This window comes from Rhodococcus sp. JG-3, from assembly GCF_000482405.1.
Taxonomy (GTDB): Bacteria; Actinomycetota; Actinomycetes; order Mycobacteriales; family Mycobacteriaceae; genus Rhodococcoides; species Rhodococcoides fascians.
Genome location: NZ_KI519398.1, coordinates 1,235,543 through 1,260,655, shown reverse-complemented (window position 1 = coordinate 1,260,655; position 25,113 = coordinate 1,235,543). Strand labels below are relative to the sequence as shown.

The following is a 25,113-nucleotide window of genomic DNA, read 5'->3' as shown; positions in this document are numbered from 1 at the left end:
GTGAAGCGGTCGACTAAGGAGATTCAGCATGGCGGAGCGCTCAGGGCCGAGCCGGATATTGGCCCTTTTCCTCATCGGCTTGGGCGCATTTCTGGTGGTTGCCGCCATCCTCATCCCCACCTACACCGTCTCGGCGCTCGAGAAGACTCCACTCGACCTCGAGGTCACCACAGTCTCCACCGGCACCGGAAGCGTCCTCGACGCGCGGTCGCTGGCAGCCGGTCGCGCCGTGGTCGATCAGAACGTTCCGCTGACCTCACAGCGATTCGTCACCGTCGAGGATCCCTCCGATGCCGACATCATGACGCTTCAGGCCGGACAGACGTTGCGCCGCACCGACAAGCAGGCCGACACCGGACTGCTGACCGCCACGGTCGACCGCGTGAGCATCGACCGCAAGACCTCGATGCCCGTCGAGAGCCCGATCGGCACCATTCAGGTGGCAGGCGACAAGCCGGCCGAGGAAGTGGCCCACACCGGTCTGCAGTACAAGTTCCCGTTCAATGCCGAGCAGAAGAGCTACCCGTACTTCGACGTCAACGCGCGCGCCTCGAAGGACATCGACTTCGTCGAGGAAACCGAGATCAACGGCACGCCGGTGTACCAGTACCAGCAGACCGTCGGACCGGTCGACCTGTCGACCGTGGTGAACCTGCCGACCAACAAGGTCACGCTGCCCGCCGACACCTGGGGCGTCGAAGGTGGAACCGCACCGGTGACGATGACCCGCTGGTACGAGAACACCCGCACCCTGTGGGTCGAGCCCGAGACCGGCGTCGTCGTCAAGGGCGAAGAGCAGATCCACCAGTACTACGGCCGTGAGGCAGGCCGTCCCGAGGTCGACGTGCTGAAGGCCCCGATCACGTTCGACGAGAACACCGTCGAGTACCAGATCCAGCAGGCGAAGGACGGCCAGGACAAGCTGTCGCTCTTCGGCCGCACCGTTCCGATCGTCGCCGGCATCCTCGGTGTCATCTCGCTGATCGCCGGAGTCGTTCTGCTGCTGCGCGGCGGCGGCAACGGTGGACACCGTCAGCCGGCCCGCACCGACACCGGTCCTCGCCCGACCCCCAGTGGCGGCACCGCACCGAACCGCGACTGGACGACCGATCGCACGGAAGAGATTCCGAGGACGAACCTCTCCAAGGAGTAAGTGCCTACGCAGGAGTGGAGCCTGCGGAATGACCAGATAGCCAGTGGCGTGGTTGTGTGCCCCAGCGGGCACATGACCACGCCACTGGCGTTTTCGGCCACTCAGGCCGTCGAGAGTATTCCGTACTGGTGTGGTTGGCGCATCAGCACGAGGTCTTTGCGGCGCACGACGTTGGTGGGGTACGCCCCACCCAGGCTCGTGGTATCCACGACGCAGGTCGCGTGGCCCGGTGCGTCACTGTCGACGAGGGCTTCGGTTCGGGGGAAGGCGAAGGTGTCGGGCCCGAATACTCCGCTGTGTCCGGCAATTCCGCGGTCGGTGTCGATCGTGTTGGCGAACGCGAAGTACACGTTGTTCTCGCCTGCCCGGACGCGCATGTGATGCCAGTGCGTGGGATCGGCTCCGGTGGGAATCTCTGCTGCATGAGGGATGTCGGTTCCCGGGTGGGAGCCGACGAAGGTGCCTGCGAGTGCGGCCGGGCAAACGATCAGATCACAGCCACGTAGCGCCAGAATTCGGCCGGCCTCCGGCAACAGTGCATCGTGACCGACGAGCATTCCCACTCTCCCGACGGGAAGGTCGACGACGGTCCAGCGGTCGCCCGCGTCGAACAGCGAGGTGTGTTCGACGGACAGATGGATCTGGCGGTACGCCGTGCAGGTTCCGTTCGGCTGTACCAGCACTGCGGAGTTGTACACCAGATCGGATCCGATGTCGCGCTCGGCCACACCGACGACCATCGAAACACTATGCCGGGCAGCGATATCGACGACGCGTGCGAGCGACGTCCCGTCGATCGACTCCCCGACGTCGCGCGGCGGGCGATCCGCAGAGACCGGCCCGGTAACGGACAGTTCGGGAAACACGATGAGATCGCTCGCGCCTGCAAGGCCGGCGGCCCACTGCTCGATGTCGTCGAGATTGCCGTCGATCGACGTCCCCGGAGTGCATTGCACGACGCTCACCGACGAAGTCCGCCCGGCCGGTAAGGGCGAGTGGCCGTAGAGGGTGAAGAAATCGAGCGGGTTCCACGCGTACGTGTTGGTCTGCAGTTCACGGTACAGATTCGGCCTGCGCACGGGCCCGGCCTCTCGTGTGCGACGAATGTCGATGTCGCCGAGGACAATACCGTCACCGACGTCGAGGCGGCCGGCCACGTTTCCGTCGGGTTCGATGATGCAGGTGCCGCCGCTGAACTGAACGGTTCGTTCGAGACCCCAGCGGTTGCTCTCGATGACGTAGCAGTTGTTCTCGAAGGCACGACTGATCCAGTAGGGGGCGGGAGTGCGTTCGGCGAGCCAGTTGCTGATGTGGCAGATCACGTCGGCACCCTGAAGCGCAGCCACTCGCGCCGTCTCCAGGAAGTGCAGATCCATGCAGATGAGCAGTGCGATGCGACCGAGCGAGGTCTCGAACACCTGGTGCCCGAGATCGCCTGGGGCCGCCCATTTGGGCTCGGCGATGTACGGATGCGTCTTGCGGTGTGTGCCGACGATTCCCTCGGGACCGATGAGAACTGCACTGTTGTAGAACAATCCGCTCGTCGCATCGACTTCGGGCATGCCCACGACGATGTAGCAGTTACGACGGGACGCGATCTCGGCGAACGTCTCGGTGGTGGGGCCGGGGATCTGTTCGACGACGGTTGCCGCTTCCTCGGTGTCGTGGAAGCAGTAGCCGGTGGTTGCCATCTCGGGTGTCGTGATCAGGCGCGCCCCGTCCGACGCCGCCTTCTCCACGAGGTCGCTCAGAGCGGCAACGTTGAATTCCTTGGCGAACAGCGTGGGCTCGAATTGGACGGCCGCTGCAGTGAATGTCATGACGCCACAATCCTTTCGGCGATGAGGGGATTGTTCGATTTCGGTGGTTCGTAGAACTGTCCGCGGGTTGCCATCGTGAGCGGAACGTAGAGAAGAGGACCGAGAAGCATGGCGATGAACGACGCGTAATACGACGGGTAGAGGCCGAACACGCCGAGTCCGCCCACCGCGACGCCCGCTGCCATGGCGACGATGCCGCAGGGGTTCCAATTGCGCACTCGCCCTTCGCGGAACTCGATGTTGTCGCGGGGAGCCAGGCCGAGCAGTCTTCTGCACACGAAGTAGTCCGCGAGCAGAATGAAGATCCAGGTGTTGGTCATGATGCCGGTGACGGCCAGGAACTTGTCGGTGTACTGCAGAATGTTGACGGGGTAGCACAGCACGCCCACCACCAGTAGCGCCACCATCCACCATTGACGCCCGACCTTCTTGGGCGAGAGCACATCCCACGCGTTGGACAGGGCGAGGGATCCTGAATACAGGTTCATGACGTTGATGCGAACCTGGGTGACCACCGCGAAGATCACGCCGAGCAGACCCATGACGATGGCGAAGTACAGTCCCGGGTCGGTGGCCGAGAGTTCCGGTGTTGCAGTGGTTCCGGTGAAATGACGCAGCATCGTGAAACCGAGGAACACACCGAGAATCATCACGACGACGATCATCAGCAGTTCTGCCAGCATCAGTCCGGCCGTTCCGACATAGCTGACGCTCTTCTTGACGAACCGTCCGTAGTCGGTGGCGATGAGTGCTTGGAACACGACCTGCCCGTTCGCGAGGCTGAACGCCTGCCACAGTGCGGTGGCGGTGAATCCACCGGTCGCTTCCCATTCGCCGGGCCCGACGAGTACGTAACCGCTGGCGAGCATGTACATACCGACGGCGAACAGGATCAGGAAGATCGGCATCCCTAAGCGCTGCAGAATGTTCATCGAGTGCATACCGCGCCAGGAGAAGAACAGCGCCACGAGTGCGACCAGCGCGAATACCACTGTGGCCCAGGCGGAGTCGATCTCGATCCCCGCGAGCTCACTGAGCCCGTGCGAGACGATGCTGCCCTCGAAGATGAAGTAGAACACGTAGTTGACCGCGTAGACGAGCGAGGCGACGGCAGACCCCTTGGTTCCGAACCCGAGCCCGCGGGTGAGCAGTGGCAGCGACAGACCCTCCTGGCTGGCGATACGCATGATGAGGCTGCCGACGAGCGTCGCACCGATCACCATGTAGGCCACGGGGATCAGGAACATCGGCCATCCCACCAGAAACCCGATCTGGCCGCCGAGGGCGAACCAGAACATCGCGGTCACGTTGCCGGTGAGGACCAGCAGGATCGCCGGCCGCCGCCAGCGTTGGTCGTCGGGCACTCGGGAGGTTGCGTAGCTTTCGATCTGATCGTCGAGGCTGGTCGCTGGCCCCTCGAAGTATTTCTTCATGTTCATGAACGGGTGTCCACTTCGGTTCGCGGCGAGAGCGCTGGCTGCGCTGCATCGGAACAATACTTTCCGTGGACACTATTGCAATGTGAAACATGTTAAAAAGAGATCACGAAAGCGGCCGACCTGGCAGGTTACGGCGGAGACCGCGTCCGAGACCGGACGCCGAGAAAGGTCAGTGGGTGATCGAGGCCGTCTTCGCGTTGGTCTCGAGGGCCCGGAGCAGAGACTGCAACAGCTCACGATCCGACTCCGACGGGAAGACCATCGCCGCGGCGTCGTTCATCATCGGGGCGGCCGCGTCGTGCTTCGCTTTCCCACGGGCCGTCAAGCGAATCAGCACCTGCCGACGATCGACGGTGCCGGTACGGCGGTGCACCAGATTGTTGGACACCAGCCGGTTGACCGCCTTGGTCAAGGTCGGCGGGGAGAGCAATGCGAACTCCGCTGTCTCGGCCATCGTGTGTCCCTCACCGTCGGACAACAGCGACAGCACTCGCCATTCTTCGAGGTCCAATTCCCACGGCACGAGGGTGGCGCGCAATCGATCCGACACGGCCCGCTCGACCACGGTGAGCAAACGCGCTGCCGACGCAGCATCCTGGTGATCCACGTGATCGTCCCCCTGCTCGGTTACTGCGTCGGCGCTACAGTCTCTCTCAGCGATTCTATGGTGAAGCGAACCGCGACGAGACACCGAGCGGACGGACGGCACGATGAACAGCGATCGGTTCGACACGTTTCGCGTCGGCCTGATCTTTCCGATGTCCGGACCGTTCGGCATCATCGGACCGTCCAGCGAGCTGTCGGCCCAGCTGGCCAGGGACGAACTCAACGCCTCGGCCGGTGTGTTGGGCCGCCGCGTCGAGTTGATGTCCATCGACGGCGGCCGCGATCCGGTGACGGTGGCCCACGAGGTCGCGACGCTGCTCGATGCCGGTGCCCTCGATGCGGTGGCGGGGATGCACACCTCGGCGGTACGGCGAGCCGTCATTCCGGTGACGCTCGGACGGATTCCGTACGTGTACACCTCCATGTACGAGGGCGGCGACCGCTACCCGGGACTGTTCATCACCGGTGAGACGCCTGCCAACCAACTGGTCCCGGCGCTGGAGTTCCTCGTTCGCGAATTCGGACGACGCCGCTGGGCGATAGTCGGAAACGACTACGTCTGGCCCCGAAAGAGCGCTTCCATCACGGCAACTCGGCTCCGTGGGCTGGGCGCATCGGTGGTGCACGCGGAGTTCGCACCGGTCGGCACGAGCGACTTCGCAAGGACCGTCACCGCGATCGAGCGGTCGGGTGCCGACGCGACCGTGGTCCTCCTCATCGGCGACGACGCAGTCCATTTCCATCAGCAATTCGCCGGTGCCGGGCTGGACGCGCACTGCATCCGCCTCAGTCCACTGATGGACGAGAACATGTTGCTGGCGGCCGGCGGCGAGAACACCCACGGGCTGTACGTCGCGTCCGGCTATTTCGAAACCCTCGCCACCGAAGCAAGTTTGGGATTCTCGGCTCGTTTCGCTCGTTCCTTCGGGGTCGATGCGCCGATCGTCGGCGCACTGGGACAGTCGTGCTACGAGGGCATCAAACTGCTGGGCGCGCTGGTGAACAGGGCAGGCACAGCAGATGTTCGCATCATCGAATCCGTATCCGATTCGGTGTCGTTCACCGGTGCCCGTGGGCACCTGTTTCTGTCCGACGGCCACGTCTCGCAACCGATCTATCTGGCGTTGGCCGGTGCTGTCGACTTCGAGATCATCGGCGAGATCCGGCCCGCGCGCGACTGATTCTGTCGCCGAACAGGACAACGCAGCACACGACGGCCATCGTGACCGCGGCGGTTACGGCTGCGACGGTGACGAACTGGGCCAGCGTGGAGGCCACGAACAGCAACAGCAGCACCTCGACCGCGAGGGCGAACCAGGCGACGAGGGCCAGGCGGGTGCGCTCCCCCGCGATTGCCCACAGCAGCGCACTCTGCAGTACCGCCAGGCACGCCCCCTGCAGCACGAAGAGCCACACGTATTGCTGCACACCGGAATACGTGTCACCGACAACCACAGGAAGTAGCGGCGACGCCAGCGCGCCCCCGAGTACCAGTACCGTGCCGAGTCCGGCGACGACGGTCAGCGCCGATCGCACTGCGGCAGCCGAGTGCAGCGGGTTCGCCATGCGCGGATACAACACCACTCCGACCGCCTGCGGCAGCCAGAACGCCGCTTTGGACGCGACGGCACCGACCGCGTACAGCCCGGCCTCGGTACTGCTGAGCAACGACCGAGCCAGCACCAGATCCAATGCGGACATCGCGATCAGCACCAACTGCACCTGCGAGGCCTGCAGCACCGTCAGAACGGTCACCCTGGTTTCCGACACCGCGTTCACCGGCGCTCCGGCGGCCGACCGCGCGCCGACGGCCACCACGCCGATACCGGCCGCCGTGGCCAGCAGCACCGAACCCGGGCCGCCGCCGAGCAGCAACACGACCACAGCCGGCGCCACCTTGCCGAAACCGGCCGCCGCCAACACCACGCTCAGTGCGCCGAACCGGCCGCGTCCTTGCAGCAGCCCCTGCTCCGCGGCCAACAACACCAGCACCGGCGCAGCGATCACGGCCGACACCGTCGCCGCTGCGGAGACGTCCATGGCCGCCGACAACGCCGGAGACACAGCGAGCGCCAGCACACCCACGACCGCCGCACAGCGGTAGCCGACACCACGCAGCTCGCGAGAACTGCGGCCGCGCACCACCTCGCGCGCGACGACGGACTGCAACGCCAACGCCGGGACCGCCAGAACCAATTGCACCGCAAGAAGACTCGCAAACTCGCCGTAACCCTCGACACCGAGCATGCGACTCGCGAGCACCTGCAGCAGATACGCCACGACATTGGCGAACATCGAGCCGGCCGTCACCATCCCCATCCCGGCGACGGACGCACCCGCCGGGTGGTCTGCCTCGGACGAGGCGCGAAACGACATGCGTCCACGGTATAGGGTGCCGATCATGGCGTGGTCGAGGTCGAGGTGGACGCCGCCGCTCTACAGCCTGCTGCTCTCGCTCGTCGTTCTCGGGCCACTGCTCGGACCCGGATATCTCCTGCTTCGCGACGCCGTCAGCACCCCCCGTTCCTACTTCACCGACTCCGCCTGGGGAATCGCCGACGCGGCCGCGCGGGCAGTGCCGCAGGATGCCGCGATCGCGGCCCTGACCACGGTGTTCGACGGTGGCCTTGTGGTCAAGGCCGTTCTGCTGCTGGCGTTGTGGACGGCCGGCTGGGGCGCGGCGGTGATGGCGCAGAAGATGCTGCCCACCGCGCCACTGCCTGCCCTGCTCGTCGCGTCGACGGTGGCCGTGTGGAACCCCTACGTCGCCGAACGCCTGCTGCAGGGACATTGGAGTCTGCTCGCCGGCTACGCCGCCCTCCCGTGGACGGTGGTCGCCGCACTCGCGGTCAGGTCCGGTCGCTCCTGGTGGGCCCTCGCCGTCTGCCTGGCCGCGGCCGGGCTCACCCCCACCGGCGCGCTGCTGGCGGCAACCGTCGCGCTACTCGTCGTCGCCCTCCCCGGGGGTGCCCGACGCGGCCTGCGCGTGGTCGCCACCCTCGCGATCGCAGCCGTCGCGTCGGCGCCGTGGCTGGCGGCGACGATGGTGTCGGGCGGTGGCGTCGAACCGGCGGATCCGGCGGGTTGGGCCGCATTCGCAGCACGCGCCGAACCGGGTCTGGGCACGGTGGGTAGCCTGGCCGGTCTCGGCGGCATCTGGAACTCAGACGCCGTACCCGGTTCTCGGACAGGACTATTCGCTGTCGTGGGGACGGTCCTGTTGCTGACCGTCGTCGCTCTCGGGATACGGCCGCTGTATCTGCGTCGACGCAATCCGGTGATCGTGGGCCTGGGTGTCGTCGCGCTCGCTGCCATCGTGCTCCCTGCGCTGGCAGCAACCGGACCGGGGTTGGCGGCCGCTCGTGTACTGGGCGACACCGTCCCCGGGGCCGGTCTGCTCCGCGATTCGCAGAAGTGGGTCGCGCTGGCCATGCCGATATACGCTCTCGCCGCTGCGGCCGGTGTCAGCTGGTTGGCGTGCCGGCGCACCCGATTCGGCAACGCGTGGCTGCCGGGGGGCGTGGCCGTGCTGGCGTTGCTCGTTGCGCTCCCCGACCTCGGCTGGGGCGTCGGCAGCGCACTGAAACCGGTGACGTACCCGCAGTCGTGGCAAGCGGTGTCGGCGGAACTCGCCGACCAGGACGGCGACGTGGCCGTCCTTCCCGCCGGAATGTTTCGCCGCTTTCCCTACAGCGGCTCAGCACCCGTTCTCGATCCCGCACCCCGCATGCTGCCGCTCGACGTACTGCAGACCGGTGAACTCCTCGTCGCAGGCGGCACGGTCCGCGGGGAAGGGAAACGGGCGACGGACGTGCAGAACGCTCTGCTCGCAGGCGACTCCGCGGACACTCTCGCGGCCCTGGGTGTCGGCTGGGTACTGGTGGAGAACACGACTCCCGGCGAGCTCGGCAATGCACAGCAGACGTTGGACCGACTCGACGCCGTGTACTCCGACGAGGAACTGACCCTCTATCGGGTGCCGGATCCGGCGATGCTCGAAAGTCGTTCGGCGACAGCCGTTGTGCTCGCACATCTGGCGTGGGCACTGCTGATGCTCGGCGGACTAGCGGTAGGACTCCTGAGCCGATTCGGCAGGCGTGTGCGCGTCGGCCGCCCCCACCAGGCCTGACGACCAGGTGCCGCGCGTCGTCCCGTCGAGCACCGAGAACACGCCGTCGGCGCACTGGCCCCAGGAGAACTCACCCGCGCGGACTCGTGCCTTCTCACCGAGGCGGGTGCGGGCCTCCGCGTCCTGCAGCAGTTCGGCGACGGCACCGGTCAGCGCGGACACATCGCGGTCCTCGGCTCCGGATGTCGAACCACCCACGAGAACACCGGTGACGCCGTCGATGATCGAATCGGTGAGTCCCTTGGAGCTGCGATAGCCCACCGTGGGAACACCGTGCTGGGCAGCTTCGACGACGGCGAGCCCCCAGCCCTCCTTTCGGGAGGGCATCACATGCACCCACGACCGACCGAGCAGTGCATGCTTCCGCTCCTCGTCGACGTGACCGTGGAAGGTGACGTATCGATCGACGCCCAGGCTCGTGACGTACTCGCGAAGATTCCGTTCCCACCATCCGTCGCCGATGACGTCGAGATGGATGTCGGGAATGCTGCCGCGCAGTGCAGCCACGACGTCGATCGCGTCCTCGATCTGCTTGTGTGGAACCAGCCTCGACAGCACGGACAAGGACGGGTGGGGCGTGCGGGTGTCCTCGCCGCCTTCCGGCACCGACAGTGGGATGTCGTCGGCACCGTTGCGGACCACGGCGATGCGCTCCCGGTCGACACCGAGAGCGATCAGCTCGTCTGCAGAAGGCAACGACACCGTCAGGTACTGATTGCGGCGGTGCACCTTCGGTGAGATCGTCGACTCGAGCCACCAGCCGAGCTTTGCCATCATCGGGCCCGCCACCGGCCACTGCTCGCGGTGACAGTGATGCACCAGCAGCGTCACCGGCACACCGAGTACTGCGCGGGAGAAGAACGGAATGCCGTTCTGGGTGTCGATCACGGCATCCGGGGAGATCCCCTTGAGCGGCCCGAAACCGAGCCGACCGGCGGCGATGGCGGCCAGAGCGCGGGGATACACCGACAGGCGACCACCACCGCGACTGATCCGGATGCCGTCGACGATCTCCTCGGCCGGAGCACCGGGATAGGACGCCGTCCGCAGCGTGACGCGGACACCGCGTCGAGCCAGGCCCGCGCCTACTTGCTCGAGGTAGCGCTCGCTGCCGCCGCCCTGCGGATGCCCGGTATCGCGCCAGCACAGCAACAGAACCTCGCGCACCGCTCGCTTCACCCCATCCACCGTGCTCGCTTCTCGACCGTCGTCGAATACCGCTGCCACACTAACCGCTAGGGTTCGTTTTCGTGACTTCCGCCGTGACACGACTGTTCGCCTCTCGCGCGACACTGCGTCGCTCGGTGAAACTCCTGAAGGACTTCGGGCACGAGCAGAGTTCTCCGGACATCTTCTACGGCGCCCTGGCCCGTGATTCCGTCGAACTGATCGGAGACCTCTACCGCGGCCTGACCGGCACCGACATGTCCGCGGCGACGGTGCTCGACGTCGGCGGCGGACCCGGATACTTCGCCGACGTCTTCGGCGCGAGTTGCGCGCGATATCTGCCCGTCGAACCCGACGCCTCGGAAATGCATGCCGCCGGACTGCAGATCCCCGGTTCGGTGCGCGGCTCCGGCATGGCGTTGCCCTTCCGCGACGACAGCGTCGACATCTGCTTCTCGTCGAACGTCGCCGAGCACGTCCGCGAGCCGTGGACCATGGCCGAGGAAATGTTGCGCGTCACCAAACCCGGCGGCCTCACGGTGCTCTCGTACACCATCTGGTTCGGCCCGTTCGGCGGCCACGAGACCCGGCCGTGGCACTATCTCGGCGGCGAATACGCGGCCCGACGCTACGCCCGCACCACCGGACACGAACCCAAGAACCGATTCGGCGAATCCCTGTTCGACATCAGCGCGGCAGACGGATTGCGTTGGGCGCGAAGCACTCCCAACGCAACGCTACTGGCCGCGTTTCCGCGCTACCACCCGCGCTGGGCATGGTGGATGATGCGCGTTCCGATACTCCGCGAGTTCCTCGGCAGCAACCTCGTCCTCGTCCTGAAGCCGAGCGCATACCCAATGGGTCATTCCGCAGGCTCCACTCCCGCATAACCTGGATCGATGACGGCACTCGCGCTCGACATCGGCGGCACCAAGATGACAGCGGCGCTCGTCGGCGACGACGGACGTCCGCAGCACCCGGAGACAGTTCCGACACCGGCCACCGGCGTGTGGGAAGCCTGTGCCGAACTGCTGCACGGGGTCGTCGGAAGCGTCGACGTGACACAGGTCGGGGTCGCGTGCTCCGGTCCGGTCGACCTCGTCACCGGGTCGGTCGCGCCGATCAACGTCGACGAGTGGAAGAACGGGTTCGGCCTGCGCGAGCACATCTCCGCCGCACTGCCCGACGCCGAGGTACTTCTGGCGATGGACGGCAGCGCAGCGGCATTGGGTGAGCATCGATTCGGTGCCGCTGTCGGGATACCGGACGTGCTCAGCCTCGTGGTGTCCACCGGCATCGGCGGGGGCCTGGTGCTGGGCGGGAAGATCGTCGCCGGAGCCAGTGGCAATGCCGGGCACATCGGCCACATCGTCGTCCCCGGTTCGACGACGCCCTGCGCGTGCGGCGGGATCGGATGCGTCGAGACCGTCTCCAGCGGCCCCTCGGCGGTGCGGTGGGCTCGGGAGCAGGGCTGGCCCGGAAACACCGGTGTCGAACTGGCTACGGATGCCGCCGCGGGCGAACCGCTTGCCGTCACTGCATTGCAACGCGCCGGAGTGGCGCTCGGTCAGGCCATCGCATCGGCGGTCGCACTGGTGGACGTCCGGATGGTGGTGATCGGCGGCGGCTTCGCTCAGGCCGGCCCGCCGCTGTGGGATCCGATCCGGGAGTCGATCGCCTTGCACGCGCGCCTGAAATTCCTCGACGGGCTGCAGGTGGTGCCGGCTGCGTTGGGCGGCCTCGGCACACTGCACGGCGCGGCCGCTCTCACCGCCTGATCTCGCACACTTCGCAAGCCAGAACGGGGCCCACCCCTCGGTGAGCCCCGTTCTGTCTCGTGAATACTACGCGCCCAGGCGCTGCTTGAGGGCGTCGAATTCGTCCTGAATTCCGGTGGGCAGTTTCTCGCCGACGAAGTCGAACCACTCCTGGATAAGCGGGATCTCGGCCTTCCACTCGTCGGTGTTCACCGCGAGTGCCTCGGCGACGTCGTCGACGGTGGTGTCGAGGCCGTCGATGTCGAGTGCCTCGGCCGTGGGGACGACACCGATCGGGGTCTCGACGCCCGCGGCCTTGTGCTCGATGCGCTCGACGATCCACTTGAGCACGCGCGAGTTCTCACCGAATCCGGGCCACAGGAAGCGCTTGTCGTCGCCGCGACGGAACCAGTTGACGTAGAACACCTTCGGCAGCTTCGACTCGTCGGCGTTCTTGCCGAGGTCGATCCAGTGCTGGAAGTAGTCGCCCACGTTGTAGCCGAGGAACGGCAGCATGGCCATCGGGTCGCGTCGGACGGTACCGACGGTGCCCTCGGCGGCAGCGGTCTGCTCGGAGCCGACGGTGGCTCCCATGAACACTCCGTGCTGCCAGTCGCGGGCCTCGGTCACCAACGGAACGGTGGTCTTGCGTCGTCCGCCGAACAGGATTGCGGAGATCGGCACACCCTGCGGGTCGTCCCACTCGGGCGCCATCGACGGGCACTGAGCCATCGGCACGCAGTACCGCGAGTTCGGATGTGCGGCATCGGTTCCGGACTCGGGCGTCCAGTCGTTGCCCTTCCAGTCGATCAGGTGATCGGGCTTGCCTTCGAGGCCTTCCCACCACACGTCGCCGTCGTCGGTCAGGCCGACGTTGGTGAACACCGAGTTGCCCTGATCGATGGTCTTCATCGCGTTCGGGTTGGAATCCCAGTTGGTGCCCGGAGCGACACCGAAGAAACCGAACTCCGGGTTGACGGCGTAGAGACGACCGTCCTCACCGAAGCGCATCCACGCGATGTCGTCACCGATGGTCTCGGCACGCCAGCCCGGAATGGTCGGCTGAATCATCGCGAGGTTGGTCTTACCGCACGCGGACGGGAATGCCGCCGCGATGTAGTACGCCTTGTCCTCGGGGGAGATCAGCTTGAGGATCAGCATGTGCTCGGCGAGCCAGCCCTCGTCGTGGGCCATGGCCGACGCGATACGCAGCGAGTAGCACTTCTTGCCCAGCAGCGCGTTGCCGCCGTAACCGGATCCGTAGCTCCAGATCTCGCGGTCCTCGGGGAAGTGCGTGATGTATTTGGTGTCGTTGCACGGCCACGGCACGTCGGCCTGGCCCTCGGCCAGCGGAGCACCGAGCGAGTGCAGCGCCTTGACGTAGAACCCGTCGTCGCCGATCTTGTCCAGCGCGGCCTGACCCATGCGGGTCATCACACGCATGGAGATGACGACGTACTCCGAATCGGTGAGCTCGACGCCCAACTTGGGATCGGCAGCGTCCAACGGTCCCATGCAGAACGGAACGACGTACATGGTCCGTCCGCGCATGCAACCGCGGTACAGCTCGGTCATCAACGACCGCATCTCCGACGGGTCCATCCAGTTGTTGGTGGGACCGGCGTCGATCTCGTCCTTGGAACAGATGTACGTGCGCGACTCGACGCGGGCCACGTCCGACGGATCGGAGTTGCCGAGGAACGAGTTGGGCTTCTTCTCGTCGTTGAGACGAGTGAAGGTTCCTGCCTCGACCAGCTTGTCGGTCAGGCGCTCCCATTCGGCGTCGGATCCGTCAGCGAACACCACGGAGTCCGGTTCGGTCAGTTCGGCTACCTGAGCAACCCAGGCAAGCAGTTCTTTGTGTCGAGTCGGCACGCTGTCGGTGCCGCTCAAACCGGGAATGGTCGCTGAGGTCATCTAACTCTCCTGGGGTTAGCCGGAACCGGGAAGAATTCGCACGATCGCTGTGGGCAAGCACGCACGAGTAGATCTCGGTTTTCCCCTCTCGGCGGGGCGCTGCTCGGCCGTTCGAGCTGCAGTACACCATGTTACTGGATACAGCAAGCTGAGGACCGAGCGCCGGATGTCCTGTTCATCAGGTTAACGCCGAGCGACGTGATTCCAGAAACAGGGTGTTGTCCGATTGGTCACAAGACCGATTCAGATAGGGAAAGACCGACGCAAGAAGCCGTCCACCAGCGCCGATGCAAATCAGACCGAATGGCCTACAGTCGGCCGGATTCGGACGATCTGCCCTGCCCGAAACCGTTCGCTTCCCGAAAAATCTCCCAGGATTCGTAGTGCCCGTCACGGTCGAAGGCGGTGAACTTGTCTGTCACACCGTCTCCATCGACATCCGTTCCCACCGTCGTTCCGGCCTCCGTCGTCCGAACGGAAGTCTCGTGACGACCGTCGCCGTCGAGATCGAACCAGTCCGTCGAGACGTACCCGCCACCGTTGTCCGACGCGTCCTCGGCCGGCTCGTTCGTCTCGAAACCGCCCACTGCGAAGCCATCCACCGCGATCATCGACGCTCCTCACTGTCGGGTCCCTGTTCGCCGCCTGCGAACCTGTTCGGACGTGCACCTACCCGCTTCGACGCATCTGCGCGCCGATCGGTTCCGGATCGCCGGGAGAGAATTCGACGGGCTTCGACGGCACGACCGAGTCGCGCCCGGACCCGCGAAATCGCTCCAGCCCGCGCTCGAGTGCAGCCAGATCCCGATCGCAGGCCGAGAGCAGCGCCGATCTGTGATCGGCGAGCGTGCGAAGTTCGGCATCGATCTCGGCCAGCGACAGATCGATACGTGCCGCCGCCTCCCGGTCCGCCGAGGTCAACGCCGACGCGAGTGCGGACTCGGCATCGAGAATGCGAGAGAGCAGCCGCTGTTCCACGTCCGATTTCACGCGAGCCAGACTTTCCTGGGTCCAGCCGCGAAGGTGCGCACGGTCGGCGACGAGTGCGCGTGAGCGGGTCAACCACCACGCGATCGCGGCACCGATGGCCAGTGAGACGATCGTGTTGGCGACGGCCAAGGTAGGAATCAGAGCCAGGGGCGAAACGACGAGCCGACCCAGTCCCACCCCTGCCGAGGCCCCCAGTGCGACCATCAGGACGTCCTCGATCCCGCGTCGCCTGGTCGGTTCGCCGATGTCGATCTCACCGCCCGCGGTACCGGATTCGGGCACCGTGTCGACGAGCCCGAGTTCGACTTCCACGGCGCGGAGACCGGTGGACAATGCAGCGTCGGCGCGTGCTCGAACTGCCTGTACGGATTCGGCGAGGTGCCCGGGCAGATGGCCGAGTTCGGCCCGCCGCGATCCCTCTATCGTCTGCCGTACCTGCGCGCCGAGCATCCGAACGTCCTCGGCCGCAGCGTGAATACAGTCGACCCGAACACGTTGAATACGGTTGTGCAGCAATGCCCGTCGGTCACCACCGAGATGTTCGCGTTCACCGAGCAGCCGCGCCCGCCGGGCACGCAGAGGGGCGGTGTCACCACCTCCGGTCACTGCGCGAGCTTCGGCGACGATGGCGACCTTCGCCTCTGCGGCAGATTCCTGCACTGCAGCAACGTACTTGCGCTGGGCCCCGACTGCCGCGGCCTGCATCAGCAACGCGTCGATTCTGTCGGCGATCGCCCCGAAACCCGACTCCGCGAACACGGCAGCATCGCCGCTCTCCCTACCGGCTCGTGCCAACCGTGCCGAGACCGGATGGACGGAGTGTTCCACCGCACGCGGAACACGCTCGGCGACGATCTCGATATCGGCGTCGACCACTTCGCGCCACCGGCGATGCACATCGATCTTGTTGACCACCAACACAACCGGTGTCGACTCGAAGGCAGGACGCCAGCGCTCGACGTCGGCACGGCCGACCGGAGCCGACGCGTCGACGACGATCACGACCACCGCGGCCTCCTCGATCGAGTCGGCGAACCCGATCTCCGCGCCGTCGCGCCGGGTGAGCAGATGGCACATCTCGGTCTTTCCGGATGCTGCGGTGCCGGTGACGTGAATGCCTGCAGGTCGGCTGCTGCGTGCACGATCGATGCGTACAAGGGATTCCGAGTTCCGTCGACGCAGAACGCCTTTCAGATCGTCCGGCAGCGGGAACCGGTTCGGATCGGTCACGGTCGGAGCATCCGCACATAACCGCGGCACAGGGCCAGGGCGGAGCGCCGGACGGCGTCGTCCTCCGAGGTGGCGGCACACCGCTTCCACACCAATGCCTGCTCCAGCAGGGCCCGCTCCGAGCCCGTCTCGATCGGTACCCCCAATCGCGCTGCAGCACAGCGCATATCGGCAGCCACCGCCTCGTCCGAAGCCAGATACGATTCGACGGCACCTCGAACGTCTCGGTGACGGGCGGATATCTGCAGCAGTTGTTCGTGCAGGTCGTCGTCGCGGGCCGTCGCAGCAGCCGAGACAGCATCGGACACGACCGTCGTCACGGCGTCGACCCCGGTGGCCTCCCACAGCTCACGCAATACATCCGCGTCGGACACTTCGCTACGCCGCCGGAGCGCATCGACGAGTAGGGCGAGACCGCGTAATTCCACCCGGTCCAGCAGTGCCTCTCGGCGCGGCGTCGAGAGCGGAATATCAGCACTCCGAAACCGATCGACCGTCATCAGATCCCCAGTACGCAGCGCACCGGCCGCCACGGCCCGCACATCGGCCATGTCCACAGCGAAGCCTCGGGCCGCGCCGCCCAGGCCCGCTGCAACAGATCCCATCACCGGCAGCACTCGTCGCCCCAGTTGCTCGGATGCCGCTGCGGCCGTCGCCGCAGGTTCGTCGAGAGTGTCGGCCTTGTTCAGCAGGATCACGGTGTGTGCCGGCGGTCCGCCGGGTCGAGCGGAGAGGAAGGTGATGTCGTCCGGGGACACGGCACCGGCCAGCACGTGGACGAGCACGTCGACATCGGATGCGGTGCGCCTCTGCTGCACCTCCGCGGCACGCGGGGTATCGGCCCATCCGCTCTCGTGCAACCGGACCTCGAACCCGTCGGTATGCAGTCGCGCGGCATCGAGCACCGAGACAATCACCGACTTCCCGACTCCGACGCGGCCGGAAACGTGCACCTCCAGCGGCCGCAGACGCCGCTCGACAGCATTCTCGACAGCCTTCCGGCCTGCGCCGGCCCCGGCCGCGTCCACCTCTTCCGAGCGCACACGCAATCGACCCAGACCTGCCTCGGCACCGTCCATCATCGATCCCCCCGGAAACGACCCACCGAACGGCCACATCGAGATGTGCGATCGGCTCGTCGAGCACGATCGGCCACGTGGCCCGCAGCCCCCTGCTGCGGCACCGATTCTGGCACACGACGGCCGTTCCGGACGGGCCGTCGAGAATTACACCGTTGTAGTTATAGGACGTGGCCCTACCGCTGATCAGCGATGGAACAGCAAGTCTCAACTTCAACTCGAGACCCACCTGTCACACACTCCGCCGATGCGCGACAATGGACCGGTGAACGAGCCACAGGACACCTCTGCCGACACCGGAGACAACTCGGTGCAGACCCAGGAACGGGGCTCGCGGCTGTACCCCAGAGTGACCAGTTTCCGCTCCCGCCGCGGAGCGCTGACCGACGCTCAGCAGAGCACCTGGGACAACCTGTGGCCACGCATCGGCCGCGATGTCGCCGACGAGCAGATCGACATCGACGCCTGGTTCGGGCGCAGCGGTCCGGCGATTCTCGAGATCGGGTCGGGCACGGGCACGGCCACCACGGCAATGGCGATGGCCGAGCCGCACGTCAACCTCATGGCCGTCGAGGTCTACCGACCCGGGCTCGCGCAGACTCTGCAGCAGATCGAGCGCGAGAACATCGAGAACGTCAGGTTGTTCCGCGGCGACGCGATGGACGTCCTCGAGAACATGCTGACCTCGGAGTCGTTGACCGGCGTTCGCGTCTTCTTCCCTGACCCGTGGCCCAAGGTGCGCCACCACAAGCGTCGTCTCCTGCAGGGCCCAACGTTCGCGATGATCGCGGATCGCCTGAAGCCGGGCGGCGTTCTGCACGTGGCCACCGATCACGCCGAATACGCTGAGTGGATTGCCGAGGCCGGGAACGCCGAGCCCGGCCTGACCGTTCTCGATTGGGAGTCGCCCATGACGCACGAGCGGCCGGTGACCAAGTTCGAGGGCAAGGCCCAGCAGGTGGGCAGCTCGGTGACGGAATTGATCTGGGGAAAGAAGACAGCATGAGCGTCAGTACGGACATGCCCGACACCGTGATCGATCCCGCCGAGCTCGGGGCGATCGGTGAGTCCCGCCACAGCAAGCGAGTCCTGCTCGTGTGGGATGCACCCAACCTGGACATGGGTCTCGGCGCGATCCTGGGTGGCCGGCCCACCGCTGCCTACCGCCCACGATTCGATGCGCTGGGCCGATGGCTGCTCAGCCGCACCGCCGAACTGTCCACCTCGGGCACCGCGACGCTCGAGCCCGAGGCAACGGTGTTCACCAACATTGCACCCGGCAGCGCCGACGTCGTCCGCCCCTGGGTCGAAGCATTGCGTAACGTGGGCTTCGCGGTGTTCGCCAAGCCCAAGGTCGACGAAGACAGTGATGTCGACGCCGACATGCTCGACCACATCGACTTCCGCAACCGTGACGGCGGCCTCGCCGGTGTCATGGTCGCGTCCGCCGACGGTCAGGCGTTCAAGGGGCCGTTGGAGGCCATCGCAGCAACCGGAGTACCCGTTCAGGTACTGGGATTCCGGGAGCACGCAAGCTGGGCTGTCACGTCGGACATCCTGGAATTCCTCGACCTCGAGGACATTCCCGGCGTCTTCCGTGAGCCACTGCCTCGGGTGAGTCTCGATTCGCTCCCCGACGAGGGCGCGTGGCTGCAGCCCTTCCGACCGCTGTCCGCCCTGCTCGTCGGGCGCCAAGGAGTTTCTTAAGTGTTCGCCAGATGGGGAGACATCGTCTACCGCCTGCGGTACACCGTTATCGGTGTCATGGTGGCCGGGCTGTTGGGCTTCGCTGCCTACGGTCTCGATCTCAACAGCCATCTCAGTCAGAGCGGTTGGGACGATCCGACTTCGGAATCGGCCCAGGCTGCCCGTCTGGCGGACACGACGTTCGGACGCGACAAGCAGGGTGACGTCATCGTCCTCTACACCGCGCCCGAGGGGTCGTCGATCGACGATCCGGAATTCCAGTCGAAGGTCGTCTCGAGCCTCGAATCGCTCCCCGTCGACCATCCCGACCAGATCGAGAAGGTCAACGGCACCTACTTCAAGGTGCCCGGCGCACCCAACCTCGCGGCTCTCGGTACCAACGACAAGCAACATGCCATCGCCAGCATCGCGATGAAGGGTGCCGACGACACCGAACTGACCAACAACTTCCAGGCCGTCAAGGACGCCTTCTACATCGACGGCGTCGACGTGCAGGTGACCGGTCTTCAGGCCGTGGCCGGCGCACTGCAGTCGACGATGGCAGGCGACATCCACCGCATGGAACTGTTGGCGATTCCCGCCGTCGCAGTCCTGCTGTTCTTCATCTTCGGCGGCGTCGTCGCTGCGGCGCTCCCGCTGATCATCGGCGGTCTGACGGTCGTCGGAGCCAACGGCATCGTCAAGGTGTTCACCAACTTCACCGAGGTCAACTCGTTCGTCGCGCCGGTGGTCTCGCTCGTCGGACTCGGGTTGGCCATCGACTACGGACTCTTCATCGTCTCGAGATTCCGCGAGGAACTCGGTGACGGACATACGACGCCACAGGCCGTGCGCCGTACCGTCATGACGGCGGGTCGCACCGTGGTGTTCTCCGCGACGATGATCGTCGCTTCCCTCGGTGGCCTGCTGCTGTTTCCGCAGGGCTTCCTGAAATCGGTCGCATACGGATCCATCGCCACCGTCGCGCTCGCAGCGCTGACGGCCATCACGATCCTTCCCGCGATGCTGGCCATCCTCGGCCCACGCGTCGACGCCCTCGGTCTGAAGTTCATGCGCAAGACCAAGTCGAGCGAAGAGATCGAGAACGGCATGTGGGGCAAGCTCACCCGCTGGGTGATGCGCAACCCCGTCAAGGTCACCGTGCCCATCGTGCTCGGATTGGTCCTTCTGACGCTGCCCGTCGGCAACATCAAATTCGGTGGCATCAACGAGACGTACCTACCGCCGGACAACGTCACCCGCGTCGCGCAGGGAGAGTTCGACAGCCTGTTCCCCGGCCAGCGCACCGAACCCATCAAGATGGTCATCGAGGGCGCGCAGGGTCCGACGCTCGGCGCGATCACCACGCAGGCGAACAACGCTCCCGGATTGATCGAGAAGTTCACCCCCGTCGGTGCCAGCAAGGACGGCGTCATCGTCTTCAAGGCCGGGTTGACCGATCGCAACGACTCGAAACCGGCCATCGACTTCCTCCGCAGCATCGACGTGCCCGACGGCGCGACGGTCATGATCGGAGGTACCCCGGCAATCGAGCAGGACTCGATCAGCGCACTCATCGACAAGCTGCCACTGATGGCCGTGCTGGTGGTGTTCATCGTGACGATGCTGATGTTCCTGACGTTCGGATCGCTGGTGCTGCCGATCAAGGCGGTGCTCATGACCGTTCTCGGCCTCGGTGCCACCATGGGCATCCTGACGTGGATCTTCATCGAAGGTCACGGGGCGGGGCTGATGAACTTCACCCCGGGGCCGATCATGGCTCCGGTGCTGGTGCTGATCATCTCGATTGTGTTCGGCCTGTCCACGGACTACGAGGTGTTCCTACTCTCCAGAATGGTCGAGGCACGCGAAAAGGGTGCCAGCACAAGCGAAGCCATCCGCATCGGAACCTCGCATACCGGACGCATCATCACCGCGGCGGCACTGATCCTCATCGTCGTCACCGGCGCGTTCGCGTTCTCCGATCTGGTGATGATGAAGTACATCGCCTACGGCATGATCGCCGCTCTCATCATCGACGCGACGCTGATTCGCATGTTCCTCGTGCCCGCCACGATGAAGCTGCTCGGCGACGACTGCTGGTGGGCTCCGCAGTGGATGAAGCGCATTCAGCGCAAGCTCGGCCTCGGCGAGACCATCCTCGAAGACGAGCTGCTGCCCACCGGAGACGTGCCCGAACTCGCCCTCGCGGGCGGCGCGCCCTCGTCGACCGTCGCACCCCCGATGCGTCCGACACCGCGCCGCGGTGAGCCGCTCACCGAACCCATCCCGGTGGTGGCACCGCACGGAGGCGGACCGATCCGTGCCACGCACGCCGCGAAGGAAGAGTCGCGTCGAAGCGTGACCGGCCGGCCGGCGACGCCACCCGAGCCGACCCGCGCGGCACCGACCACTCCCCCGAAGCAGGCTGAGCCCCAGTCCGATTCGGTGCAGCCGTACTCGTCGCAGGCCTACTCGCCCCAGGCTCGCTCGTCGCAGGCTTACTCGCCGCAGGCACCCGCGGCGCGTCCCACTCCGCCGCGTCCTGCCGAACCGCGCCCACCTGTATCCGGGCCGGCTCGGGCTCAGCAGGTTCCGCCGCGTCCGCACGTCGAACCCGAACCGACTCAGGCAGCGGACGTCGTTCGACCCGCTCCCCCGAGTGCCGCACCCGCACCGGCACCAGCACAGTCGCCTCAACCGCCGAGCCGCACCCGCAGCACGCGAGCGGGACGGGCCGAGGAGCCGGATTCGCGATCCATCGAAAGTTGGCTGGCCGATCTGCGAGCCCCGAGCGCATCGCAGGCACCACGGCCGAGCACTCCGCGAAGCGAGTCGCCCACCAACGGCTCCCACGGCTCTGACAGCCACGCCTCGAATGGTCACGGCTCGAACGGTCACAGCACCGGTGCCAACGGGTCGTCGTCCAACGGCTCGACCACCAACGGGGCTGCTACCAACGGCGCTGCCACGAACGGGGCCGACAAGCACGGCATCAACGGCTCGAGCACCGGCACCCACGGCGGCACAGCTGCCGGACGCAACGGTTCCGGGCGAAACGGCAACGCCGACAACGGGTCCGAACGCCGCGGCTCGAACGGAAACGGCATCGACCGCAACGGTTCGGACAGCAGTGGTTTCAACAGCAGTGGTTCCAACAAAAGTGGTTCCGACCACCGCACCTCGGAACGACATGGCACCGAAAGCAACGGCAACGGTGTCGGGGCCAGTTCGGAATCGGACCGCGAGGAGAAGCCGTCCGGTCGTCGTGCCGCTCCGTCCACCGAGGGCGGCGACAGTGGCCGCCACCGCGGCGGCGACAACGGCCAGGTGCTCAGTGTCAGCGAACTGTTGGCTCGGGAGCGCAACCGCTCACGCTGACGCGAGTCGTCACAGCCGGGAGCCACCCCTCCCCCGCAACGCGTGAATGGACCACTGCACACCGTCGAGACGTGTGCAGTGGTCCATTCACGCAATGGGGGTCAGGAGGTGACCGCTCCCTCTCGGTCCGCGAATACCTTGGCGTATCGGGTCCCCGCGATCAGCAGCAACAAGCCGACTGCGATGAAGGCGATGACGCGGAACAGGCCGTCCAGGGCGACGAGGTCGAACAGGAACAGTTTGGCGATGGAGGCGGCGGTCAGGGACAGTCCGGCCAGCAGAGCCAGGTGAGCGTGGGCGACACTCCGTAACCCGAAGGCCAGCAGGGCGAATGCTGCGATCATCCACTCGATCGTGGCGGCAGTGTGCCCGGCGGTGAATCCGGTGGTGTTGCCGCCGATCGAGGTTCCCAGGCTCACGGTGGCCGAGGTCAGGCCGTACAGGGCGAGCACTCCGGAGACGATGGCGAGGGTCTGCATTCCGTCGTCGACGAGTTTCAGTTCGGTCAGTACGTAGGCGAACCCGAATGCTGTTGCAGCGAGCAGTATTCCGCCGATGATGATGCCCGCATTCCCGGCAGCGTGATCGGAGTCCAGGAGAGCCTCCGGCGGGGAGATCGAGACGAAGGTCAACGCACCGATCACACCGAACGCGCTTCCGATCAGGTACGCCAACGACGAGCGGGTGCGGTGGGCCGCGGCGAACAGCGCCAGGGCAACCGCGAACAGCACGACCGGACGCACGTCGACCGTCGTCGATCCGACTGCGGCCTGCAGCATGGCCACGGCCCCGATGATCGAAACCGTGATACGGGCATGCGCCGGCAGCCAGTGCACCAGCAGCACGATCGCCAGTGCCGCGGCCACCAGAACCAACTGCACGGTCACGGTGGTCCACCGATCGAACACGCTCGCCGAGATCAGAACTGGTAGCGCAGCCAGAGCGGTCATGACGGTGGCCACCACGTCGGAGACGTTGCGGCGCAGCAGTTCCAGAGACATACCCATTCCGGATGCGGCCACCAGGACGACGACGAGAAGCAGTCGATAATCGGTCGGTTCGGACAGGTCGGTGCCGACCAGCGCTATCAGAACCGTGCCGACGAGGGGAAGGGTTCGGACGATCTGCAGCAGCGGCCAATCACGGCCGATCTGAGCCGGGAAGCTCGCAATGTAGGTGGCGACGAAGAACGCGATCAGGGCCAGGGTCGGACCGTCGGTCAGGATGGGGCCACACGCCGCGACTCCGGCGAGAATCAACACCGCCATCGGCTGCGACTTCCACTGCACTGCGAGAGCTGTTCCCGCAGCGGCGATTCCGAATGCAGCAATCAACCCGATCACCGGATCGAGCCAGCCGTACAGGACGGACGTCGCCAGAACGTCGAGGTACAGACCCGCAATACCCGTAGCGGCCAGAGCAATTCCGCCGACGCGTCCTCCGGAGCGACCGAACACTCGCACACCGGCACCGATCAGCGCGAGGGAGAACACCCCGCCTGCGGCGACGCGCAGAGGCGGCCCGAACCAGCCGGCCTGTGCGGCCAGAACCAGCAGCATCACGACGCCGACGAGCGTGACACCTGCGCCCGCGACAGCGAGCAGGCGACTGATGACTCCGTCTCGTTGCCACCACGGCTCACGGGGCGGAGCGGGTGGCCGCGGCGCAACCACCGGCCCTCGCAACGGCGGGGCTGCCACGGACTGGCCGACCGCAGGAGGCGGCGTGACCGGAGGTGCCGACACCGGACCGCGCGCGGCATAGGGCTGCTGCGGTGCAGGCACCTGGGGCGGCGAGAACGTCTGCGGAGGGACGGTCGGCGCATACGACCGCGGCACCGGCTGTGGCCTGGCGGGAGCCGAAACGGGCACGGAAGTGGGTGCGGTACCGAGCTGCGACTGCAATGTATGCAGGTCGACGGCCACCTGACGCATGTGGTCGCCCAGGGAATCGAAGCGGCTGGACAGGCGCGCGACGAGTTGCGGGTCCAGCCCGGAGTTCTGGGAAGAAGTCATGGGATAGATCCTGCGGGCCGCGCGGCTCGATAGCCTGAGTAGTGCTACTCGGATCCCTCGAGTAGTCCAGCCCGACTATCCGAAAATTTTACGGAACGAGCTGCCGAAGGGGTGCTTGACGGTGAGGGAACCGAAGCGGACCTTCCCGGTGAGCACCACGTGCAGCGGTCCGTACGGCGGGCCGGTGCGCACCTTGTTGGTGACGGTACCTGCGACGGCCTCGGCACCGTTGACGTCGGCGGTGGCTTCGGTCGGGAGAATCAAAGTGACCGAGCTGCAGTAGTCGTCGACGTGGATGTCGACGACCTGGCTGACCATGACGGCCTGCGTGAAGTCGAGTGTCACCGACGACAGCCGCGTCACCACGTTCAATCGGCGCGGTACGTTCCACGGGCCTTTGCGGGTGATGGTGGACATGCTGCCGCGCACCGTGTCCGGGGTACCGCCGCCGTGTCCCCAGTGCTCCTGCACGACGCGTCGCGGCGTCGGTTGTGGGGTGGGATCGGAGAAGGGTTTCGGCGACGGGAGGTGCTCGCCGGCGATCTGCATGCCCGGTAGATCGGCGAGTACCGAGTTCAGCTCGCCCCGGGTCTTCGACGCCAGAGCGGTGTCCATTCTTTCGGTGAACTCACCGAGCGACAACATGCCTTGACCGACTGCCCGTTGCAGCAGCTGCCCGACGTGCTCGCGTTCGGCATCGGACACTCGCAGATCCCTTGCCTCCATGGGCCCAGGGTAGCGAAG

General features: G+C 66.0%; 19 protein-coding genes. 8 read left to right on the top strand and 11 right to left on the bottom strand.

Annotated features, from left to right (window positions below; translation table 11 throughout):
- The first annotated feature begins 28 nt into the window (after positions 1 to 28).
- Entirely contained in the window at positions 29 to 1,153 is a 1,125-nt protein-coding gene (locus K414_RS0107400; protein WP_027495378.1) for a DUF3068 domain-containing protein, read from the top strand.
- A gap of 101 nt (positions 1,154 to 1,254) precedes the next feature.
- Here K414_RS0107400 and K414_RS0107395 read toward each other — a convergent pair whose 3' ends face one another.
- The 3 genes from K414_RS0107395 to K414_RS26260 form a co-directional block, all read right to left on the bottom strand.
- A complete protein-coding gene (locus K414_RS0107395) occupies positions 1,255 to 2,973 on the bottom strand; it encodes a nitrilase-related carbon-nitrogen hydrolase (protein WP_027495377.1) in 1,719 nt (572 codons plus the stop codon).
- Positions 2,970 to 4,412, bottom strand: a complete 1,443-nt coding sequence (locus tag K414_RS0107390; RefSeq protein ID WP_027495376.1) for a cytosine permease — start codon at positions 4,410 to 4,412, stop codon at positions 2,970 to 2,972. Before K414_RS0107390 ends, K414_RS0107395 begins: the two co-directional genes overlap by 4 nt.
- A gap of 169 nt (positions 4,413 to 4,581) precedes the next feature.
- Complete coding sequence (locus K414_RS26260) at positions 4,582 to 5,019, bottom strand: MarR family transcriptional regulator (RefSeq protein ID WP_032367431.1); 438 nt, start codon at positions 5,017 to 5,019, stop codon at positions 4,582 to 4,584.
- A 103-nt stretch (positions 5,020 to 5,122) separates the two neighbouring features.
- Between K414_RS26260 and K414_RS0107380 the strand changes: the two genes are divergently transcribed.
- Positions 5,123 to 6,199 (top strand): substrate-binding domain-containing protein, encoded by a 1,077-nt coding sequence (locus K414_RS0107380; protein WP_027495375.1) that lies wholly within the window; start codon positions 5,123 to 5,125, stop codon positions 6,197 to 6,199.
- Here the strand turns inward: K414_RS0107380 and K414_RS26255 are convergent.
- Positions 6,168 to 7,394 carry a polysaccharide biosynthesis protein gene (locus tag K414_RS26255; protein ID WP_202595051.1) on the bottom strand — a complete coding sequence of 409 codons (1,227 nt, stop codon included), beginning with the start codon at positions 7,392 to 7,394 and terminating at the stop codon, positions 6,168 to 6,170. The genes K414_RS0107380 and K414_RS26255 overlap by 32 nt on opposite strands.
- Positions 7,395 to 7,419: 25 nt before the next feature.
- Between K414_RS26255 and K414_RS0107370 the strand changes: the two genes are divergently transcribed.
- Positions 7,420 to 9,147, top strand: a complete 1,728-nt coding sequence (locus tag K414_RS0107370) for a hypothetical protein (RefSeq protein ID WP_027495374.1) — start codon at positions 7,420 to 7,422, stop codon at positions 9,145 to 9,147.
- Here K414_RS0107370 and K414_RS0107365 read toward each other — a convergent pair.
- Positions 9,082 to 10,314, bottom strand: coding sequence for a glycosyltransferase family 4 protein (locus K414_RS0107365; protein ID WP_027495373.1), 1,233 nt, complete (start codon positions 10,312 to 10,314; stop codon positions 9,082 to 9,084). The two genes, K414_RS0107370 and K414_RS0107365, sit on opposite strands and share 66 nt — an antisense overlap.
- 83 nt (positions 10,315 to 10,397) lie before the next feature.
- Between K414_RS0107365 and K414_RS26250 the strand changes: the two genes are divergently transcribed.
- Complete coding sequence (locus tag K414_RS26250; RefSeq protein ID WP_237606149.1) at positions 10,398 to 11,204, top strand: class I SAM-dependent methyltransferase; 807 nt, start codon at positions 10,398 to 10,400, stop codon at positions 11,202 to 11,204.
- Positions 11,205 to 11,213: 9 nt separating this feature from the next.
- Positions 11,214 to 12,092: an ROK family protein gene (locus tag K414_RS0107355; RefSeq protein ID WP_027495372.1), complete on the top strand. Its 879-nt coding sequence runs from the start codon at positions 11,214 to 11,216 to the stop codon at positions 12,090 to 12,092.
- Positions 12,093 to 12,158: 66 nt separating this feature from the next.
- Here the strand turns inward: K414_RS0107355 and K414_RS0107350 are convergent, their stop codons facing one another.
- The 4 genes from K414_RS0107350 to K414_RS0107335 form a co-directional block, all read right to left on the bottom strand.
- Positions 12,159 to 13,988, bottom strand: a complete 1,830-nt coding sequence (locus K414_RS0107350) for a phosphoenolpyruvate carboxykinase (GTP) (protein WP_027495371.1) — start codon at positions 13,986 to 13,988, stop codon at positions 12,159 to 12,161.
- A 308-nt stretch (positions 13,989 to 14,296) separates the two neighbouring features.
- On the bottom strand, positions 14,297 to 14,599 hold the full coding sequence (locus K414_RS26245) for a DUF6802 family protein (protein ID WP_051364982.1): 303 nt from the start codon (positions 14,597 to 14,599) through the stop codon (positions 14,297 to 14,299).
- Positions 14,600 to 14,657: 58 nt separating this feature from the next.
- Complete coding sequence (locus K414_RS0107340; protein WP_027495370.1) at positions 14,658 to 16,208, bottom strand: hypothetical protein; 1,551 nt, start codon at positions 16,206 to 16,208, stop codon at positions 14,658 to 14,660.
- The gene (locus K414_RS0107335) at positions 16,205 to 17,287 is read right to left on the bottom strand and encodes a hypothetical protein (RefSeq protein WP_152530374.1); all 1,083 of its coding nucleotides are present in this window, start codon (positions 17,285 to 17,287) and stop codon (positions 16,205 to 16,207) included. The genes K414_RS0107340 and K414_RS0107335 overlap by 4 nt, the downstream gene beginning before the upstream one ends.
- A gap of 247 nt (positions 17,288 to 17,534) precedes the next feature.
- Here K414_RS0107335 and trmB point away from each other — a divergent pair, with 247 nt between their 5' ends.
- From trmB to K414_RS0107320, 3 genes are read left to right on the top strand one after another with little or no spacing between them, the layout of a single operon-like run.
- Positions 17,535 to 18,293, top strand: coding sequence for a tRNA (guanosine(46)-N7)-methyltransferase TrmB (trmB, locus tag K414_RS0107330; protein ID WP_027495368.1), 759 nt, complete (start codon positions 17,535 to 17,537; stop codon positions 18,291 to 18,293).
- A gap of 14 nt (positions 18,294 to 18,307) precedes the next feature.
- A complete protein-coding gene (locus K414_RS0107325) occupies positions 18,308 to 18,994 on the top strand; it encodes an NYN domain-containing protein (protein ID WP_228139387.1) in 687 nt (228 codons plus the stop codon).
- Positions 18,995 to 22,354 carry an MMPL family transporter gene (locus K414_RS0107320; protein WP_027495366.1) on the top strand — a complete coding sequence of 1,120 codons (3,360 nt, stop codon included), beginning with the start codon at positions 18,995 to 18,997 and terminating at the stop codon, positions 22,352 to 22,354. It begins immediately after the preceding gene.
- A 101-nt stretch (positions 22,355 to 22,455) separates the two neighbouring features.
- Here K414_RS0107320 and K414_RS26240 read toward each other — a convergent pair whose 3' ends face one another.
- A complete protein-coding gene (locus K414_RS26240) occupies positions 22,456 to 24,369 on the bottom strand; it encodes a DUF2339 domain-containing protein (protein ID WP_027495365.1) in 1,914 nt (637 codons plus the stop codon).
- 75 nt (positions 24,370 to 24,444) lie between these two features.
- Positions 24,445 to 25,095 carry a DUF1707 domain-containing protein gene (locus K414_RS0107310; protein ID WP_027495364.1) on the bottom strand — a complete coding sequence of 217 codons (651 nt, stop codon included), beginning with the start codon at positions 25,093 to 25,095 and terminating at the stop codon, positions 24,445 to 24,447.
- Positions 25,096 to 25,113 lie beyond the last annotated feature (18 nt).

Coding starts and splice junctions, on each gene's coding strand:
- K414_RS0107390 (WP_027495376.1), bottom strand. CDS start 4,412: ATGAACATGAAGAAATACTTCGAGGGGCCAGCGACCAGCCTCGACGAT.
- K414_RS0107400 (WP_027495378.1), top strand. CDS start 29: ATGGCGGAGCGCTCAGGGCCGAGCCGGATATTGGCCCTTTTCCTCATC.
- K414_RS0107310 (WP_027495364.1), bottom strand. CDS start 25,095: ATGGAGGCAAGGGATCTGCGAGTGTCCGATGCCGAACGCGAGCACGTC.
- K414_RS0107395 (WP_027495377.1), bottom strand. CDS start 2,973: ATGACATTCACTGCAGCGGCCGTCCAATTCGAGCCCACGCTGTTCGCC.
- K414_RS0107325 (WP_228139387.1), top strand. CDS start 18,308: ATGCCCGACACCGTGATCGATCCCGCCGAGCTCGGGGCGATCGGTGAG.
- K414_RS0107380 (WP_027495375.1), top strand. CDS start 5,123: ATGAACAGCGATCGGTTCGACACGTTTCGCGTCGGCCTGATCTTTCCG.
- K414_RS0107350 (WP_027495371.1), bottom strand. CDS start 13,988: ATGACCTCAGCGACCATTCCCGGTTTGAGCGGCACCGACAGCGTGCCG.
- K414_RS0107355 (WP_027495372.1), top strand. CDS start 11,214: ATGACGGCACTCGCGCTCGACATCGGCGGCACCAAGATGACAGCGGCG.
- K414_RS26240 (WP_027495365.1), bottom strand. CDS start 24,369: ATGACTTCTTCCCAGAACTCCGGGCTGGACCCGCAACTCGTCGCGCGC.
- K414_RS26245 (WP_051364982.1), bottom strand. CDS start 14,599: ATGATCGCGGTGGATGGCTTCGCAGTGGGCGGTTTCGAGACGAACGAG.
- K414_RS26255 (WP_202595051.1), bottom strand. CDS start 7,394: ATGTCGTTTCGCGCCTCGTCCGAGGCAGACCACCCGGCGGGTGCGTCC.
- K414_RS0107370 (WP_027495374.1), top strand. CDS start 7,420: ATGGCGTGGTCGAGGTCGAGGTGGACGCCGCCGCTCTACAGCCTGCTG.
- trmB (WP_027495368.1), top strand. CDS start 17,535: ATGCGCGACAATGGACCGGTGAACGAGCCACAGGACACCTCTGCCGAC.
- K414_RS0107335 (WP_152530374.1), bottom strand. CDS start 17,287: ATGGACGGTGCCGAGGCAGGTCTGGGTCGATTGCGTGTGCGCTCGGAA.